Here is a 19,862-nt window from a genome sequence, read left to right as displayed (position 1 = left end):
TCTTAATCATTTGGCTATAGCTTCTGCTCTTTCAGAATTACTCACAAAAGCAATTCGCTTACTGTCTGGCGACCACGACGGGACATTGATAGTCCCCTGTCCTCCATACATATAGGCAATTACTTTAGGAGCACCTCCATTCACAGGCATTAAACGAAGCATGACTCTTTTGAATGAAGGATGTAAATCTGAGTTCATTTCAGAGGGGAAGGAAATAATAACCATCCATTTCCCGTCAGGCGAGATATGCGGAAACCAGTTATTATACTCATCAAAGGTTAATTGCTCTTTTTCTGAACCATCAGGTTTCATGCGCCATATTTGCATCGTACCCGTAACATTTGAATTATAATAGATGTATTTGCCATCGGGCGAAAACTCAGGCCCATCTGATACTCCTGTAGGATTATTGGTCAAAGCTATTTCAGGACCTCCGGTAACGGCCATCTTATAGATATTGAATGCTTTGGTTTCCCGTTGACCAACATAGACCACTTCCTTACCATTAGGATTCCAGCCATGCAAGTAGGAAGGTGTTTTTTCTGTTAATAATCTCGGCGTTCCACCCTCCAGTGGCAAGATATAAACAGTAGAGCCTCCACCGGGTAGCCCATCTCTGTGAGAGCTAATCCCTAACATTTTACCATCAAATGAAATCACATGATCGTTATTATTCCGTTTGATTGCATCAGTATTTAGTAACTCTGGCGTTCCGCCTTCTATCGGAATTTTGTATAAAGAACCGTTTTCATTGAATAGTAATTTTTTGCCATCGGGCATCCAGTTAGGAGCTTCAAATCTGCCTTTAGCCGTATGAATCACTTTTCTTTTGCCATCAAATACATTCATCACTTCCAAACGACAACCTAACCATCCTTCTTTGGAGGTTGAGTAATTTTCAGGCACTGGTCGGTCAATTCTTACGTTGCAGATATTAGCCTGTTCATATAAATCAGCATTATGCGCACAAATAAAGATCCCTACATAAACTGCATCAGGTATTTCGTTAGCCTCGTACATCCCTAAAACCTGCAAAGGCTCACCAGGGTTAGCAATGCGCATGATGAACTTCTTCCCTACTCTTTCTAACTGCATTATCTGATTCGCCTTCTTCTGAGATATGAGTTCATCCTCGGGGTCGCGCATAAAAGCCCCTCTTAATTTCCGCCATTGCAGGGCTATCATCCCATCACCATGCACGGCTGCTGATACATGAGCGGCATCCTCGTTTAGATTCTCTCTCACCATCCAGCCAATTTTCCTATGACCGTCAGTACCTTTACCTATCAGTTGAAAATTACCGGTAAGGATAAAATCTCCGGTTAGCTTTTTATAGGCAAATTGAAATTCGTCTCTATTAAACCAGATATTATAGCCCGAACCTTTCATAGTATAAGTTTGCGTGGCCTCATCAAAAACTGTAGAACCGGCATTCTTAGGTTTACCAATGTCAGTACTATTCTGAAATATTCCAACTGGTGTCTCCTGTGAGAACCCAATCCTGACTATCAGAATGGAAAAGAGTAGTAAAAAGATTTTCATAGTTTTTTATAATAGGTTGAATTAATTTATTGAGTGAATGAGCGAATTAGTGATTGAGTGATTGAAGAAGGAGAATAGCAGAATTAATGCTTCTATGCTAAGTAAAACTGACTTTAATTATAAAAATCAGTAACCAAATTTTAATCACTCAATCACTAATTCGCTAAATCACTAAATTCTTATTACTCCCACCAGATTGTCTCTCTTTTCTGGACTATTCTTTGTATTTTCTGAAACGCTATTGATGAAGGCAATCGTTACTTTGTTTCCATCAAATACACAACTGAGTTTATCACCATGAATCGCTTCTACAAACTTTTCATTGAGTTGCAAAGTATTGTCATTTATCCATACAGCTGTTCCGGCTATTTTAGAGGGCATATGTGTCCGGTTCGGGACTTGAAATAAGTTTCTGGCCGGAGAATCATTAACAAGCCAGTTTTGCCAGCCAAATTTGATTTTATCTACCCCTTTGCTTGAAGTCAATTTTAATAGGCAATAGTCTTTATCAAAATAAAAACTCAGGTCTTTGATACCATACGAATTAGTTTCTGCCTGAAAAACTTTATTCATGTATTGATTAGCCAAAGATGAAGTTGATGCCCCTTTAGGCGTGGCTAATGACAGGATTTTAATATCATTTTTGAGTGAGTCTAATTCATCTGCGTTTTCTGCCAAAGCAGTATTACTCATGGCAGGAAGCAAAGTCTGATAGGCTACATTCATCGTTTTTTGTAAATCCCAGCTTTCGGAAGTCATAACCAAAACAGCATCTTGTTCGGGCATAACCATACAAAACTGCCCGAAAGCACCATCTCCTCTGTAAAAGCCCGGTTTACATCTCCAGAATTGATAGCCATAACCCTGCGACCAGTCACTATCTCCTTTATTAGAGCTTGTTTGTTTTTTAGTAGCTTCTTCAATCCATGATTCAGGCAATAATTGCTTCCCATTCCATTTGCCTTTTTGTAAATAGAACTGCCCAAATTTCGCAATGTCTTCTGTTTTTACACGTAACCCGAAACCTGCAGTATTTAATCCTTGTGGTGAGGTCTCCCAATCATAGCCCTCTATGCCTAATGGTTCGAAAAGCCTTGGAGCCAAATATTTCTCTAAATTCTGTCCGGTTACTTTATGAACAATGGCACCTAACATATAAGTGGCACCGGTATTATATAAAAAATGAGTACTTGGTTCGTGTAATACCGGTTGTTCTAAAAATGTTTTAACCCACGATTGATTAATCATTTCACGTAATTTAGGCATGGTGTCTACATCATGCCCTGTGTTCATAGTTAGCAGATGTTTAATTTTCATCGCTTTCAGATTATCACTTACCGAAACAGGGAGGTCTTCTGGAAAAAAGGAAATAACTTTGTCGTCAACAGTAATTTTTCCTTCATCAACTAAAAAACCAATGGCAGTACTTGTAAAACTTTTTGATAACGAATACAATGTATGTTTATAATGGGCATCAAAAGGCTTCCACCACCCCTCCGCGACCACATTTCCATGACGAACCAACATAAAGCTATGCCATTCTAAACCTGATTCTTTAATTGCTACAAGAAAATTCCTGATACCAGTTGAGGAAACACCCTGAGACTCAGGTGTTTTACGGGTTAAGGCATACTTTAAATCAGAAGCCTGAGCAAAATCCTGAGGCAAAGCAGCCAGTAGTGAAACTGCTCCCACTTGTTTGATGAAAGTTCTTCTTGAGGAGGTCATAGGTTATTTTTGATTGAAAATTTGAATGAATTATTCCAATATTTCTGCTTTTTCAATGGCCATTTCAAGTCCTCTTAATTCTGCGAGTCCTTTTAAACGACCGATTGCTGAATAACCTGGATAGGTCTTTTTGTGCAAATCATCTAAAATCTGATGCCCATGATCAGGGCGCATCGGAATATTCCAATCGGTTCTTCCTTCTGCTTTTCTTTTACGCGCTTCGGAAACTATGGCTTTTATTACTTCAAACATATCCACATCACCAGTCAGATGGGCCGCTTCATGGAAATTAAGTGGATTTTCCTCTCTTTTTGTAGTTCTTAAATGAAGGAAGTGAATACGGTCTCCAAATCTTTCAATCATACCTGACAAGTCATTATCGCCTCTTATTCCTAAAGATCCTGTACAAAAAGTAATCCCATTGTTTCTTATATCGCAGGCCGCCATTAATTGCTTTAAATCATTTTCAGTACTTACTACCCGAGGTAAACCTAATAATGGTTTAGGGGGATCATCAGGATGAACACAAAGATTAATGCCAACTTCCTGTGCAACCGGAGCTACCTGTTGAATAAAGTAATAAAGATTTTCTCTCAGTTCTTTATCACCTATATTCTTATAATTATTTAATAAATCCTGAAAAGTATTCAAATCAAAAGCTTCCTCTGATCCGGGTAGTCCTAATAAGACAGTATTAGTTAATGAAGCAATTTCTGCTTCCGACATCTGATTCATTTTATTCAATGCCTTTATCTGTACTTCATTTGTATAATCCTTAGAAGCATTTGGGCGTTTGAGAATATACAAATCAAAAATGGCAAAGTCTTCCCATACAAATCTGAGTGCCTTCCCTCCATCTTTCATGTCATAATTCAAATTCGTTCTTGACCAGTCTAATACAGGCATAAAATTATAGCAAACCGTTTTAATACCACATTGCGCTAAGTTCCGTAAAGAAGTTTTGTAGTTCTCAATTAACCGGTTCCTTTCCGGCAAGCCTTTTTTAATGGCTTCATGTACTGGTAAACTCTCGACTACTAACCAATGCAAGGGTATAAATATATCATTACCGGCTTCAACCAGTTTTTTCCTTTCTTCTATGGCTTCAACTGACCATACTTCACCAACCGGAATCTGATGTAAGGCTGTTACAATACCCGTGCAACCAGCCTGACGAATATCCATTAATGAAACAGGGTCGTTAGGTCCGAACCATCGCATTGTATGAATCATAACTACTCTTTTTGTATTATATAAAATTAGGTTAATAAATATTTGATTATTTGCTATCAGTTCTGAAAGGTGATGCTGGTAGCCCTTCTTGGTTATATAAATTAGCCGAATCCGGATTATCGGCCCATGCATATCTTACTACTACCGGATTAGGAACTGTATCATTCCAGACTTCAACTTTATTATCCGTTATTTCAGCTTTGGCCCACACGAACTTCTTATCAGCTCCGGCAATGGCAAAATGCTTCAACTCGCTTCCACCTTTTGCCATCAGTCCGCTTCCGATATTAGAAAAGCTAAGAATAATTCTATTCTTTTTGATTTTCATAGATTGATAAGTTGGGCCTGAAAACACGACATTTTTATCCTGATAAGCTACTTTTTCGGCTGCTAAAGCTAATCTTTTGCCTACGTCTTCTTTATTCAGTGGGTGAATGTCATTCCATTCCCCAATATCAGTGATAACTGCCATGCCTGTAGCAGGCACATCAAGTGTTTGTAATTGTGCCTCCCTTAATTCAGCCCAAAGGCTTTCAGAAGGCTGGGGTTTAGATTTCAGAAAATTGGCTAATTGAACGTAAAGAAACGGGAAATTGCCCTGATTCCATTTCTGACGCCAATCTTGTATCATAGTAGAAAAAAGCGGATGATAATCGCCCGGATAAGGAACATTTGCTTCTCCCTGATACCAGATTACCCCCTTAATTGTGTAATTAATCAGAGGAGAAATCATACTATTATAAAGCCCTAACGGTTTATATTGAAAGAATGTCGGAGCTGGAAGTGGTTCAGAGGCTGCGCCTAATTTGTATTGCCAGGTTCCTTTTAAATCTATTGTTTCATCTCCTACTTTGATTTCATAAGGCTTATCTTTTATAAATCCACCGCTTCCAGAGACATTTATTATACGCACTACCATGATATTTTTGCCAGGCTTTAATAAATCTTTAGGAATTTCATATCTTCTTGGCGGATACTGATAACCTATTGTTCCTACAAATTTACCATTCACATACACCGAATCACTATCTACTATTCTTCCTAAAAACAATTTCGCGGTTTTTCCTGTCATCGATTCCGGCACTTCTATTTCTTTTCTGAACCATACTACTCCATTTGTACTTTTAAGCCCTGCATTTTCCCAGAAATCAGGTATGATCATGGTTTTCCAGACTGAGGCATCATAGTCAATCTCAAACCACTTCTTAGGTCCATTCATACCCAAATCATTTTTTCGGAGTTTTGCGTACCACTGGCTGGAAGTTGCCGCTTCCTTTTTTCGAACCTGACCTATATAAGAACTATCTTTCATTTGCTCCACAATACTCATATACTTTGGAAATGGCTTTAGTCCTTCCTCACTTATCCAGGATTCGACAGGAGTTCCGCCTACACTTGCATTAATCAAACCAATGGGAACATGGTATTTTTCAAAAAGGTCTTTGGCGAAAAAATAACCGGTTGCAGTAAATCTTAAGATGTTTTCAGGAGTAGCGGCCTCCCATTTGCCTGCGGGTAAATCATCAAGCGGCTTATAGAAATTATATAGAGTCGGAATAAAAAAATGGCGAATCAAGGGGTTATTAGTTTTAGCTATTATATCCGCATACTTCTCCTTTACACGTTCCATAGGCAAAACCATATTCGACTGACCTGAGCACACCCATACTTCGCCAATAAGAATATCCTTTATTTTAAGATAATTTTCACCAGATATATCCATCTCATACGGTCCTCCGGCTTTAGGTGTGGGGAGCAGAATCAACCATTTTCCATTAGTATTTGCCGTAGTGTTATATACCTGATTATTAAATTGAAGTGTAATAGCTTCTCCTTTTTTTGCCCAACCCCATACCTTTATATGGGTATTTTGTTGTAATACCATACCATTACTGATTAATCGAGGCAATTTTATTTCCCCAAAAGATTGATGAGTAATGAGTACTAAACCTAAAAAAATAAATCTCGCAGCAAATTTCATAGCCAATTAAATATTTATCATGCAATTTAAAAAAAATGAGGGTGGCAAATACAACCACCCGACATTTAAAATAAAACAAAATGTATGATTTTAAGAATAGGGTAAGTAGTAGTAGTTACTTTAATTATTGTTATTTAATATCTTTTTATTTGCATTTATCATTTCTTAAAATCACTCATTTTTTATATTTTTGGATGTTTTGTTTGACTTGGTTTTCAGAGCAAGACAACAATTGTCCATTAAGATAAATTGTTAGTCAGTTGTGTTGCAGCACAACTGACTTTTTTGTTTTATAGGTATTGTTTCATCATAGTTCCTGAATTCACAGGTGCGAATAATAGAGTTTGCAAAAAATTCAATTGACAAAGTGCTTCCACAAAAAATACAATTATAACAGATATTGTTATTACTCTATATATTTATTTATCAACTATCTTTTATACAACTTGAATTGAATATTACTTTATTTTTTGCATTAAACAAAGATTTTACTGTCTATTTTCAACAAATTAGCGATAAAATCTATCGGTTTCGTTTTCGGAAACGATTGCGATAGTTTTACAAAACTTGTAAAATTCATAAATTTTTATAATATTAGTTCCAGTTAAGCACAAATACTGAATAGCCAGTTAAAGAGTTGATTCAACCCTGAATATTAAAAAAATATAATTTTCAATGACACCATGTATCAAATGCGGGAATGTGGAGAGCATTGTTCGTTCCGGCTTTATCAGAGGAAAACAACGAATGTTTTGCAAAGCATGTAACCTGTATTTTACAGTTACACCACATAATCATCCTGCACCTAAAAAACCTCACCAAACCACCATTATCGATATTGCCAAAGTATTGGGCATATCACCTTCTACGGTATCAAGAGCATTGAACAATAGCACTGAAATCAATGAAAATACCCGAAAGGAAATTTTACGAGTAGCTAACGAACTAGACTACCGGCCAAATTTTCTGGCACAAAGTCTGAACAGAGGTGAAACACATACGATTGGTGTGATTATACCTGATATACAAAGACCGTTTTTTGCCGGGGTGTTGGCTGGCATACAAAAGGTAGCTACTGAAGCAGGTTACCGGGTAATGATTTGCCAATCGAACGAATCGCATCATACAGAGACATTGAATGTACAGGCATTGGTAACAAGCAGGGTTGATGGGCTTCTGATAAGTCATTCCAAAGAAACCACTTCCTTTGAGCATGTAAAACTTCAGTTAAAAAAAGGATTACCAATTGTCCATTTCGACAGGGTTTGTAATGAGGTAGAAACGGCTAAGGTAATCCAGGAAGATTTTTTTGGTGGATTTGCACTTACTGAACATATGCTATTACAAGGATACAAACGAATAGCAGTGTTTGCTGGCCCCACAGACTTATTAATTAGCAAAGCAAGAATTGATGGTTATAAAGCTGCTCATGAAAAATACGGTATAGCAATTGATGAAGCGTTGGTATATCATGGCAGTTTTAGTAGAGACGAATCGGTTAAAGCATTAAACTACTGGCTTGGATTACCCCAAAAACCAGATGGCATCTTTACAATCCACTATGCAAATGGTATCGAAATGATAATGGCATTGAAAGAAAAAAACATTTCAATCCCAGAAGAAATCGGAATTGTAGCCTTCGGTGACGAGTTAATCGCCTCATTGATAGAACCTTCTCTCACAGTTTTTCATCAGTTCCCGTTTAAGATTGGTGAAACTGCAGCAAATATTCTTATTGAGAATATCATTAATCCAGATTCCTTTATACCTTATACGACAGTAATTCAGGGAGAATTAATTATTAGAAAATCCTCTCTGAAAACCAACAATCAGACAACCATCTGAATCGTTCTTTAAACATAAGTCTTTGTTCCAGCATAATTTTCCCTGAATTCTTTTGGAGTACAAGCATACTTTTTCTTGAATATCCGGTTAAAGTACGATAAATTATTGAATCCACATTTAAATGAAACTTCAGCTATAGTATAGGTTGTATCAATCAGGAAACGTGTTGTATGACCTAAACGAATATCGTTAAGACTATCTATAAAGGTTTTGCCTGTTCGCTTTTTTATAAACCTGCTAAAGCTCACTTCGGCCATATTTACAATTTTTGAAATGTCAGCCAACGAAATATCTTTATCATAATTGGTCCTCATATAATCAAAGGCCTTTTCAATTCTTCGGCTATTAAAATTTACATTTTCATCTACAAAGCTACTGCTTGTGAGCAATCGGGTATTATTAGAAACAGACAAATCATGAAGAATGGAAATTAACTCCATTACTGAATCAAAACCACTTTTCTGACTTAATGAAGCCAATCGCGGGCGAATTTGCAGAATAGTTTCATTCGAAAAAGAGATTGCCCTTGCCGAGCGTTCGAGCAGAGACCTGATGAAGCTCAACTGATTTCTTTGAAGAAATTTTTCATCAAATAAATCCTTATGAAACTGGATAGTTATCTCATGAATATCTTTTTTTTGAGATTCGCAGCCTGACCAACTGTGCGGAATATTAGAACCAACCAACACAAGTTCTAATTCCTCTATAATCTCGATATTATCGCCTACTATCCGCTTGGCACCTTTAGCATTTTCTATAAAGTTCAACTCAAATTCTTCGTGAAAATGAATCGGAAAATCGAATTCACTTTTGTGCCTGTCAAAAACCATGAAACAATCATTTGGCGTCAGAGGGGTTATTTCATGATAAATATTACTCATTTTTATAATAGGATAATTTTAAAGTTCAGGTAAATACAAAATTATCCTTTTGCCTCTAATAAATTCATAGATTGTTAAATTTTAATATTTATTATAATTATTTATTGATAATAAGATGCTTTGAACCAATATTCAAATCCTGTTCTATATTCCTTTTAAGAAGGAGTTAATATTACCAGTATTTGTACTCAAAACGTTTTAAGAAAGGCAATGCCATTTGATAAACACATATTCATATCTAAAAAAGAAATATCAATTTTTGTTGATATAAAATGCTCTTTTCTTAAAGCGGATTAACGCATTTGGTTTTTTGAAGACATAATTACACCTACTCTTCTGGTCCTTGTAAGATGGGGAATAGCTTAATCCATAATTTGAATAAAGAAACCTTTGCCCGTAAACACTGACACACTAATAATGCTGCCGACTCAGAGAAAGATCACATTAATAATTAAGTTCATCTGACAGAACCCAATGAAATCTTATAATAATTCCATTGGGTCATCGACTATTCTTAGGTTTTCATTAAAATTATTGATATAGCCCATATCCTGTTCATTGATTTCAAAATCAAAAACATCAAAATTTTCTTTAAGCCTCTCTAAATTCGATGATTTTGGAATGGTAGAAACCCCTAATTGCAAAGCCCACCTGAGAATAATCTGCGCAGGAGTTTTCTCATATTTCTCTGCCACACTCAATAGCTTTGGGTCTGTCATACGCTGGCCTCTTACCAAAGGAGAATATGCCTGCAACTGAATTTTTCTTTCCTGACAATATTTCAATAAGTCCTCCAGATATAGATACGGACTAAATTCTACCTGATTTACCATTGGCACTTCTGTTGCCTCAAGATTTAGTTCTTCTAAAAAAGGAATCAGGTAATTGGCTACGCCTATGGCTCTTACCCTACCCTCATGGTATAATCGTTCAAGTGCTTTCCAGGTAAACTTTCGGGTAAACTTAATTGGCCAATGAACAAGGTATAAGTCAACATAATCCAGGCCAAGCTTCCCTAAACTTACATCAAAGGCTTTGAGTGTTTTTTCATAGCCCTGGTCACCATTATTGACTTTTGTGGTGATGAAAAGATCGTTCCTTTTCATACCACTTTGTCTTACAGCATTACCAATTTCCGTTTCATTCCGATACATACTTGCGGTATCTATCAATCGATAACCTGTTTCCAAGGCCCATAAAACTGCTTGTTCGGCCTCTTGTTTATACATATCATAAACGCCAAGCCCCAGCAATGGCATTTGTACACCATTGCTGAGACCAGTCATAAGTTGTTGATTTTGCATAATCACCAGTTTTTCAATCCTAAAAGTTTTTCGCCTAATTCATTTAACTCCGCTACTCCATATTTTGTTTGTTCCCAATTTCTTGGGTCTCCCGGAAACGCATATCCTTCCGGAGCAATACGGTTTTTCCAGGAATTAATGCGCCATTGACGAAGCCCCTCATTCTCTTCTTCAGCTGGCATCATAGATATATATTGAGCAATACGTACTTTATCTTCTGAACGATTGGGTCTGATACCATGTGGCTGACTGCTATTGAAAATCATTAAATCACCAGCCTCTAATTTTACCTTTACGAACTTATCCTCAAATCCTTTTGTATCGGGTTTGAAATGGTTTCTATCTTCTGGTTGGGTTAGTTTCCATGTATCGTATGTACGGAATAATTCTGGAATACATTGGAAACCACCCATATTTTCATCGGTCTGGTCTGCCAATGCTAAAACTCCCTGCACATTTTGCGGTTTGGTTTCAGGATCGTAATCCCAGTGAATGAAACCCTTGAACTCATCTTGTGGGCGTAGCGGGAAATTCAGATTGGCTCTATCTATTGTTACCCATAGTTTTTCTGTACCCCATATATCTACAAAGGCATCATACACTCTTTGCATTTGTCGGTTATTCCAAAGGTGCTGGTTATTATATACTTCTACCATGCCGCTTCCGGTCAGTTCTTTCATCTGCATTTCGGCACGGGGAGCAGTGTACCATGTTTCTTTATTATCAGGGTCTTTTTCTTCAAATTCCCAGATAAATTTTGCGGTTTCCAACGCCTGTTCTCTCGGTACAGCATTTTTAATAATAATATAGCCATTATGAATCCAGAAATTCCAGTCTTCTTCACTTAAAACCCTTAATGGTTTTCCATTAGACCGGTCACTTAACTTGATTGCACTACTGGTTGCAGTTGATGGATTACCCGGAATATCCTTATGAGCATTATTTTGTACCGGTGCGTTTACTGCCATAGTCGGAACCATCGTAGGCACCATTGTTTGTTGTTCAAGTTCCATAATTCGTTATATTTTGAATTGAAATAATGATACAAATTTACAGGTATCGTAGTTCAATTTTCTACTCCAATAATTGCCATTTTTTGAACAATATTGATATTTTATTTCTACATTTATCTGAATATTGAAAATAACAGGCAAATTATAGGCAAAATGAAACTCACCTTTCTAAAAGATGAAGCTAAGATTTGAAGAATTTACCCCTGATTCAGATAGTTCGTTCAGGCTAATTATTAATCCCAGACTGAATGATGTGTTTTACTGGCATTTTCATCCTGAGTTCGAGTTGGTTTATATTGAAGGAGCTAATGGTACTCGTCATGTTGGAGAACATATTTCAAGATTTGAGGGAAGTGACCTGGTTTTCATCGGTTCTTATATCCCTCATCTTAATTTTGATTATGGAGTAAAAACTGAGTGTGAAAAAGTAGTGGTACAGATAAGACAGGATTTCTTGGGAAATGCGTTTGCAAATATTCCTGAGCTTTCAGCGGTCTATCAACTTTTTGAGAAATCTAAGCACGGGATTGCCTTTGGCAGGGAGACAAAATTACTATTGAAGGAAAGACTCAAAAATCTGAAAAATTTAGGTCATTTCGAGCAGTTTTTAGAGATTTTAAGTCTATTTCAGGTGTTGGCACAAAGCAATGAAATAGCTTTGCTTCATCCAAAGCCAGTTGAAAACCAACATAACCAGAAAGAGCAGGAACGTATCACACGTATTTATAATTTTATTGACCAGCATTATCAGCAAAAGATTGAGGTCGATGAAGTAGCCAATCTGACAAACCTCAGCAAATCCGCCTTCTGTCGTTATTTTAAAAAGATTACCAGGTTGACTTTTGTTGAATTTCTGAATCATTATCGTATCAATCAGGCACAAAAACTTTTGCTCCTGAATAAAAACGTAACTGAAGCTTGTTTTGAATCTGGATTTGAAAGTTTATCTTATTTTAACCGTACTTTCAGGAAAGTAACAGGCGAAAATCCCTTAAGTTTTAAGAAGAAATTTTTGAGCGATAAATAATATTTACTTAACACTCAATCAATTCAGTTTTTATCTATCTTTGCTGCTGTTGACTAAAACAAGTATATGAAGAAAAAACTACCGCTTTTATTTCTAACTATCGCTATTGTATTTCCTGCTTTTTCTCAAAGAATTTTCAAAGATATTGCTCAGGGCACAGATAATGCCTGGATTTTCAACTCAGGCTCATTCTCATCTGATGATACTTTATATTTCAACGCTGATACCGTCAATGGGTATGGGTATAGTTATAAGTATTACCGGACGAAGGGAACTTCTGGCACAACTATAGATTTGAAATACGATGACCTCCTTAGAAATGTAAATATGTGGAGTACTACCGCTTATCACAAATATAAAGGCGCAATATATGGGAATAATAATGGACAGATTTTCCGTATAAAAAATGACTCTGTTAAATTCGTCATGAATTTAAGCGATAGTTATCGGCTTGGTTTTTTCGACTTGAACAATCAGCTATTTTTTCTTTCTTATAATAGCTCCACCCAGATACTTGAATTACGTAGAATAAATCCGGACATTACTACCAACTTAATTAAGTCTATTTATTTACCTGATCCCTTATCTCAATACGGTCAAAATACCGGATTTACCCTTGGTAATAAGTTTTACTATCCATTAAATATAAATGGCTTGTATTTGATGTCTACGGATGGGACTCCCGAAGGAACAACGTTGTTTCAAAACAATAGATTTGTTGATTTGAGTTATCTTTCATTGGGGAGTTATGCTTATTTTCAAAAATCTGAAGGCGGCCCTTTCTGGTATCGGTATAAATTATGGAAATCGAAGGGTGATAGCTTATCAACACAAAAAGTTATCAATTCCATCGATGGAGATGAGACCTATGGTGTATATAGCATATTTAAGTTCAGGAATAATCTATATATGCTCGCTTATGTGAATAACCAGAGTAGAATAAGCAGGTTAGATACCAATTCATCGACAGTCACGCATGTTTCAAATGCGTTTAATATGTATGGAAATATGTTAACAGCCAAGAATAAAATCTATTATGCGTCGAGAGAAAATGATATTGTAAATATTTATGAAAATGATGGGGATATAAGCTCTGAAAGAATTATCGCTTCGATTCCGGCAATAGATGCCGGTCCTACATTTATTATGGCAGGAGAAACAAAAGTTTATTTCGGGCAGCAAAAAAATAATGGCGGTGTACCTGAGGGAGATGCAGTTTATTGGGTTTATGATGGTTTTACAGTTAAAAAAATAACTGATTTGAAACCTGATATTATTCTCGGGTCTATAAGCAATGTAGTAAACGTAGCAGGAGATATATTCTATTTTAGTGCCTCTGACTCTCAGCATGGATATGAGCTCTGGAAAACAGACGGGACAGCAATCGGGACATATCTTTTACGGGACATCAATACGAAATCTGCCTCATCGTTTGCAAGACCTCTTTTTAGTGTAGGAAACTATGCTTACTTTATGGCCGATGATATATCTCACGGATACGAAATCTGGCGAACTGATGGGGTTAATACCTTTTTGTACGCAGATTTGAATTATGTAAATGGCAATACTCATGTACCGAGTTCCACGTATAGGTCGCATCAGAAGTTTGGTAATTCATATGTTGCTGATATTAATTATACCCATTATCAGTTTACGCCTGATGGAAATATGAAAGACTTAAGTTTTGCACCTTTTTATTACTTTTCTATTCCACATGAATATAAAAACTTACTGTATTTTATGGGAACTGATGGGAATCTGTGGAATACTGATTGTACAATCGCCGGTACAAAAAAAGCAGTCCATTTAGATTCAACCGGAAATGGCACAGGAAACTGGGGTGCAAATGATTTGATAAAAGTTGATACCTTATTGTACTTTACATCTAATAGTGGCTCAGTTCTATGGAAAACCAATGGCAAGAAAAATGGCACAACCAAATTATTCACGTTTTTGAGTGGAAACACAACTAATGTTCAGCATAGTTATTTATATCCATTCGCCACTGAAAAAATCTTTTACTTCCTGAGATTAATTGAACCTTACACATCAAAATATGAACTATGGGCCAGTAACGGAACTGCCTCTGGTACTTTGAAACTTCCGACAGATAACTTTTTTTCAGTATTGGGTACACTCAATAATAAAATTTACTTTACGAATAATAACTCCCTATGGCAAAGTGATGGAACCATTGCCGGCACGTTCCAAATTGATGAGAGGTCTTTTAGCGGCTGTATAAAACTAAGGGATAAGTTATATTTATCACTAATCAATGATTTTACCGTTGAATACTACGAATTAGATAAGAATAATACTATCCATTACTTAAATTCCATTACCTCTCCATCAAATTCAGGTCCTATAGGTTTCAGTGGTTTTTCAAAATTGGATGAAAGATTTATACTAAATTCAATCACAGATTTTAATCCTCAAGAAGAGCATTTTTATATAACAGACGGTAATGCAGAAAATATAAAGAAGGCCTTTTTACTGAAAAAAGCCTTTCCAAATATTGGTGGTTATAACTTCTTATTTCATAATAAAAAAATATACTTTTCCGCAGTAGATACTTTAAAAGGACAGGAATTATGGGTGCTGGATTTTGATTGCCCTGATGGCTATACCGTCCGGGACAATATCACAAAAGATTCCACGATTGTTTATGGTAAAAATATATGGGGACAGAGCATCATAAGCAACAACAAAACTATTACTTATGATGCCAAGAATGGAATTATACTTCAACCAGGTTTTGAGGTTCAGAAAGGAACAGTTTTCAAAACCAAAATGATTGGCTGTACAAATACCTATACCACTAACGCTATTGAGGATTCAAGTCCATCCAAAAATGAACCTCTGGTAAAGATAAATAATTCTAAAAGATATCCGCAATTAATTGATTTTCTGAATTATTACCCGAATAAATCATTAAAAGATACTTATGAACAGGCCGAGCGTAACAAATTAGTGCCTATTACCTCGCAGATTGTCACAGGAAATGACGTTTACAGACTTGATTTGAAAATTGGTTCAAGCATTCTATCAGGATTCTTGCCTAAAAAAAATTAGAGGTTGAAGAGTTTACGATTTGAAAAGATTGTATTTTTATCACTTTAATTCAAATCCTAAACATCACCTTATTATATGAAAAAACTTGCGCCTTTTCTGGCTGTCTTCTTGTTTTCTTTCACGATTGGTTATGCTCAATCAACAACTACTAAAAGAAATTTAAAGCCTTCTGACATTTTTCGTTTACAGAATTTATCAGACCCACAGATTTCGCCAGATGGCAACTGGGTATCCTATACTCTTTCTTCGGTTGACTCGGCAAAAAACAAGCGCAATGCTGATATCTGGATGGTTTCGTGGGATGGCAAAGAATCAGTTCAGTTGACGCATAGCCCTGATGGTGAATCGCAGGGAAGATGGAGTCCTGACGGGAAATATGTTTCATTTGTGTCGTCAAGAAATGGGTTAACAAGTAGCCAGATTTGGTTGATGGATAGAAGAGGCGGCGAAGCAAAGCAATTAACCGATTTAAAAAAAGGCAATTTGATGGATTATGCATGGTCGCCTGACAGCAAGAAAATTGTTCTCGTTATTCAGACTCCAGCAGACACCTCAAAAAATAAAACGCCAAAACCAATTGTTTTAGATAGATTTCAATTTAAACAAGATGTGGAGGGCTATCTGACAAAAAAACCAATACACTTATATCTTTTTGACATTGCAACGAAGAAATTAGACACCTTGACCAAAGGCAATTTCGATGAAACAAACCCAAAATGGTCTCCTGATGGAAATCAGATAGCATTTATAAGCAATCGTACAGAAGACCCCGACAGAAATGAAAATTCGGACATCTGGCTGATTGATGCAAAGCCAAATGCCGCAATGAAACAACTGACAACCTGGACAGGTAGAGATGGCACAATGGATTGGAGTCCTGATGGGAAACAAATTGCTTACCTGAGAAGTACGTCTCCAGAAAACTATATCATGTATGATCAATCTATCTTGTGTGTTATCTCAAAAGACGGTGGTGAGCCAAAGTTATTGAGCACAGCATTAGACAGACCTGTTACTACACCAAGATGGTCTAAAGATGGAAGTACTATTTATGCCTTGGTGGCTGATGACCGTATCAGATATGTTGCCCGGTTCAATATTTCAGATGGTAAACTGAACAAGGTAAATACTGGCAACAAGAGCTTCACTACAATAGAAAGACACCCTTCCGGAAACTTACTGGTTACCATGAGTGAACCCCTGACACCATTAGAAATCTATGCTTTAGAAAGTGGCAATCTAAGAAGATTAACCAAACATCAGCAAGATTTTGTATCAAAATTATCTTTAGCTAATGTTGAAGGTTTTATTTCGAAAAGTAAAGATGGGACAATGGTTTCAAATATTCTCTATCGCCCTTCTAATACAAATAAAACAGAAAAATTGCCAACTATATTTATGATACATGGGGGGCCTGTGGCGCAAGACGAATTTAGTTTTGACTTGACACGTCAAATGTTAGCCGGGGCAGGTTATAATGTGGTAGCAGTCAATTATAGAGGCTCCTCTGGCAGAGGTCTGGATTTTTGCAAAGCTATCTGGGCTGATTGGGGGAATAAAGAAGTAATAGATATTTTAGGGGCAGCAGATTATGTAGTACAAAATGGGATAGCCGATGCTGATAAACTGGGTATTGGTGGCTGGAGTTACGGAGGAATTCTCACTGACTACACTATTGCTACAGATACCCGTTTTAAAGCCGCATCAAGTGGGGCGGGTGTAGCAATGATTTCTTCATTATATGGAGTCGACCAATATATACTGCAATATGAGAACGAATTGGGTTCTCCCTGGAAAAATTTCGATAAATATGTAGCACTCTCTTATCCATTCTTAAAAGCAGACCGCATTAAAACTCCAACACAATTTATGGTTGGCGAGAGTGATTTTAACGTACCATCGGTTGGAAGCGAGCAGATGTATCAGGCTTTCAGGTCATTGGGTATCCCTACAGAATTGATTATTTATCCGGGACAGTTTCATGGTATTACCAATCCTGGTTTTCAGAAGGATCGCTTTGAAAGGTACATTGCCTGGTTTAATAAATATCTGAAGAATTAAGACCAGTATTTAGAAGTAGCAAAGGTTTTCAGGTTTTCTTTGAATACCTTTGCTATACCTATACACTCAGTTTTCTTTATACTCGCCAAAAAGTTCTATGAGCTTTTGTTTTCTGAACTCAAAAATATCTTCAAGTTGCTTTTGAACTAAAAGTGAATTAACCCACCTACCTATGAAGCCTAAAGGAAGTTTGTAATGAACAATATCTTCCATTAAAACCCCATTTTCAATAGCAACTAATCTATGTTGATGATGCCAGAATGAATAAGGGCCAAATCGTTGTTCGTCCACAAAATAATCTGGTTTATGCACATGGGTAATTTCTGTACACCATTTTAATGGGATATTCAAAATTGGTTTAACTATGTAAGTAATAATTTGCCCTGCATACATTTTATCACCATGATGCAAGGAGGTCATTTCAAAACCCATATACTCTGGCGTAATAATTTTAAGATTTGCAGGAGTAGATAAAAAATCCCAGGCATATTGTAAAGTTAATGGCAGTTTTTGAGTATTATGTAAGGTATGCATTTAAGGTTTTTATTTGTGAAACTCACATACTTACCTGATTGTTTTGATAAAAACCTGTAAAGTTTTTTCACCGCCGGAATGAACACAACAAGTTCAATGGAATACTATTATAATTCTATAAATTCTTATCAATACTTTCTTTCATTTCAACTCTCCGGCAAGCACCTTAACATCTTTTCTGGTGCCACCACGTAAAATACTAACTATAACACGCCGGTTAATTAGTTCATCATTAAGAATCTTATGTAAATCGTCAACAGAAGACACTGGTCTTTCATTTAGTCCTACAATAATATCACCTCTTCTTAATTCATCATTATTTGCATTGGCATCAGCAATTATTTCGCTTATATAAACACCTGTTCGTGTAGACAATTTGTTATAACCTATCATTCTTTCGCTCAGATTCACTATTTGTCCGGCAATTCCTAACTGCGCTCTTTTTACTCTTCCTTCCAGAATTAGTTTTCCGGCCACATACTTAGTCAGATTAGCCGAAACAGCAAAACAAATGCCCTGCGCAGCGGCTATAACTGCGGTATTTACACCAATTATTTCACCCCGGGAATTAACAAGGGGCCCTCCTGAATTTCCAGGATTAAGTGAAGCATCGGTTTGTATAACGTCATCAATCATTCTTCCAGTCTCGCTTCTCAGAGTTCTGCCCAACGCGCTAACTACCCCGGCTGTAACCGTATATTGAAAACCCAGGGGATTGCCAATAGCAACGGCTATCTGCCCAACTTTCAGTTTATCAGAATCGCTGAATCTTAAAGGTTTTAAAGAATCAGCATAAATTTTTAATACGGCTATATCAGTATAGGGGTCCGTACCTATGATGGTTGCCTCAAAAAGTCTTCCATCCATCAATCCTACCTCTACCTTATCCGAATTACTTACAACGTGGTTATTGGTAATTACAAACCCATCACTTGAAATGATGAAACCCGACCCACCTGCCTCCTGCGGTTGTCTGATTCGTTGACTTGGCCCCTGAGCAGTCTTTTTAAGCACTCTGATCTGAACTACAGAATTACTGGCTTTTTCTACTACCTCAATTATAGTATTAGAATAAGCATCTAAGATTTCATCGTCGTGCGATGATTGCTGCAATGTGTTGTCTTCCACTGATGAAGACGCCAAAAAAGATAACATTTTTTCTCCTTTTTAAATGAGTAGTATGTCAAGAAATTTGCCAAAGCATTTAATCTGTCAAAATGGCGGATAACAACCTGAAAAAATATTTTTCCATAATCCAATAACAATTTCAATTAACCTGTAAGAATATTACAATGACTTTTTGACACACTATGATACATTAAAACAATCTCAGGCAAAACGCTGATTACCCTTTTTGATTATAGATTCTGTGTAAAGCCTAACGTCAGATACTTATGCATAAAACTTTGAAATTCAGAGAATTGCAAAGTTAAAATTGTCTTTTTGGTAACCAGAAATCTTCGCATAACCAACAGCAAGATGTCTATACAAGTTATAATAGTATTATACTATTATATACTACCGTAAATAATTTTTTTCAGAAATATCAATGGAATTTTATATTTTATTAAATTCTATAAATATTTTGTATAATAATACTAATAAGAAAAAATATCTGTCATTTCGACAATTATTTAATTT

At 36.4% G+C, this 19,862-nt stretch carries 13 protein-coding genes; 4 read left to right on the top strand and 9 right to left on the bottom strand.

Going from position 1 to position 19,862, the window contains the following annotated elements; translation table 11 throughout:
- Positions 1-6: 6 nt before the first annotated feature.
- From H1R81_RS06280 to H1R81_RS06265, 4 genes are all read right to left on the bottom strand, one after another.
- Positions 7-1,542 carry a PD40 domain-containing protein gene (locus H1R81_RS06280; RefSeq protein WP_181839805.1) on the bottom strand — a complete coding sequence of 512 codons (1,536 nt, stop codon included), beginning with the start codon at positions 1,540-1,542 and terminating at the stop codon, positions 7-9.
- 171 nt (positions 1,543-1,713) lie between these two features.
- Positions 1,714-3,270, bottom strand: a complete 1,557-nt coding sequence (locus tag H1R81_RS06275) for a serine hydrolase (RefSeq protein WP_181839804.1) — start codon at positions 3,268-3,270, stop codon at positions 1,714-1,716.
- A gap of 30 nt (positions 3,271-3,300) precedes the next feature.
- Positions 3,301-4,503, bottom strand: coding sequence for a mannonate dehydratase (uxuA, locus tag H1R81_RS06270; RefSeq protein ID WP_229251056.1), 1,203 nt, complete (start codon positions 4,501-4,503; stop codon positions 3,301-3,303).
- Positions 4,504-4,549: 46 nt separating this feature from the next.
- On the bottom strand, positions 4,550-6,484 hold the full coding sequence (locus H1R81_RS06265; protein WP_181839803.1) for a sialate O-acetylesterase: 1,935 nt from the start codon (positions 6,482-6,484) through the stop codon (positions 4,550-4,552).
- Positions 6,485-7,159: 675 nt separating this feature from the next.
- Here H1R81_RS06265 and H1R81_RS06260 point away from each other — a divergent pair.
- Positions 7,160-8,329: a LacI family DNA-binding transcriptional regulator gene (locus H1R81_RS06260; protein WP_181839802.1), complete on the top strand. Its 1,170-nt coding sequence runs from the start codon at positions 7,160-7,162 to the stop codon at positions 8,327-8,329.
- Positions 8,330-8,337: 8 nt separating this feature from the next.
- Here the strand turns inward: H1R81_RS06260 and H1R81_RS06255 are convergent, their stop codons facing one another.
- The 3 genes from H1R81_RS06255 to H1R81_RS06245 form a co-directional block, all read right to left on the bottom strand.
- Entirely contained in the window at positions 8,338-9,210 is an 873-nt protein-coding gene (locus tag H1R81_RS06255) for an AraC family transcriptional regulator (RefSeq protein WP_181839801.1), read from the bottom strand.
- Between the two features lie 482 nt (positions 9,211-9,692).
- Positions 9,693-10,514 carry an aldo/keto reductase gene (locus H1R81_RS06250; RefSeq protein WP_181839800.1) on the bottom strand — a complete coding sequence of 274 codons (822 nt, stop codon included), beginning with the start codon at positions 10,512-10,514 and terminating at the stop codon, positions 9,693-9,695.
- Between the two features lie 2 nt (positions 10,515-10,516).
- Complete coding sequence (locus tag H1R81_RS06245) at positions 10,517-11,527, bottom strand: phytanoyl-CoA dioxygenase family protein (protein ID WP_181839799.1); 1,011 nt, start codon at positions 11,525-11,527, stop codon at positions 10,517-10,519.
- Between the two features lie 175 nt (positions 11,528-11,702).
- Here H1R81_RS06245 and H1R81_RS06240 point away from each other — a divergent pair, with 175 nt between their 5' ends.
- From H1R81_RS06240 to H1R81_RS06230, 3 genes are all read left to right on the top strand, one after another.
- Positions 11,703-12,554, top strand: a complete 852-nt coding sequence (locus H1R81_RS06240) for an AraC family transcriptional regulator (RefSeq protein WP_181839798.1) — start codon at positions 11,703-11,705, stop codon at positions 12,552-12,554.
- Between the two features lie 66 nt (positions 12,555-12,620).
- Entirely contained in the window at positions 12,621-15,626 is a 3,006-nt protein-coding gene (locus H1R81_RS06235) for a 3-coathanger stack domain-containing protein (RefSeq protein ID WP_181839797.1), read from the top strand.
- A gap of 75 nt (positions 15,627-15,701) precedes the next feature.
- On the top strand, positions 15,702-17,687 hold the full coding sequence (locus H1R81_RS06230) for a S9 family peptidase (protein ID WP_181839796.1): 1,986 nt from the start codon (positions 15,702-15,704) through the stop codon (positions 17,685-17,687).
- A gap of 66 nt (positions 17,688-17,753) precedes the next feature.
- Here H1R81_RS06230 and H1R81_RS06225 read toward each other — a convergent pair whose 3' ends face one another.
- Positions 17,754-18,221: an SRPBCC family protein gene (locus H1R81_RS06225; protein WP_181839795.1), complete on the bottom strand. Its 468-nt coding sequence runs from the start codon at positions 18,219-18,221 to the stop codon at positions 17,754-17,756.
- A gap of 141 nt (positions 18,222-18,362) precedes the next feature.
- Positions 18,363-19,376 carry a S1C family serine protease gene (locus H1R81_RS06220; protein ID WP_181839794.1) on the bottom strand — a complete coding sequence of 338 codons (1,014 nt, stop codon included), beginning with the start codon at positions 19,374-19,376 and terminating at the stop codon, positions 18,363-18,365.
- Positions 19,377-19,862: the final 486 nt, after the last annotated feature.

Source organism: Emticicia sp. BO119, from assembly GCF_013912375.1.
Classification (GTDB): domain Bacteria; phylum Bacteroidota; class Bacteroidia; order Cytophagales; family Spirosomataceae; genus Emticicia.
This window is presented reverse-complemented; position numbering and strand designations above follow the sequence as displayed.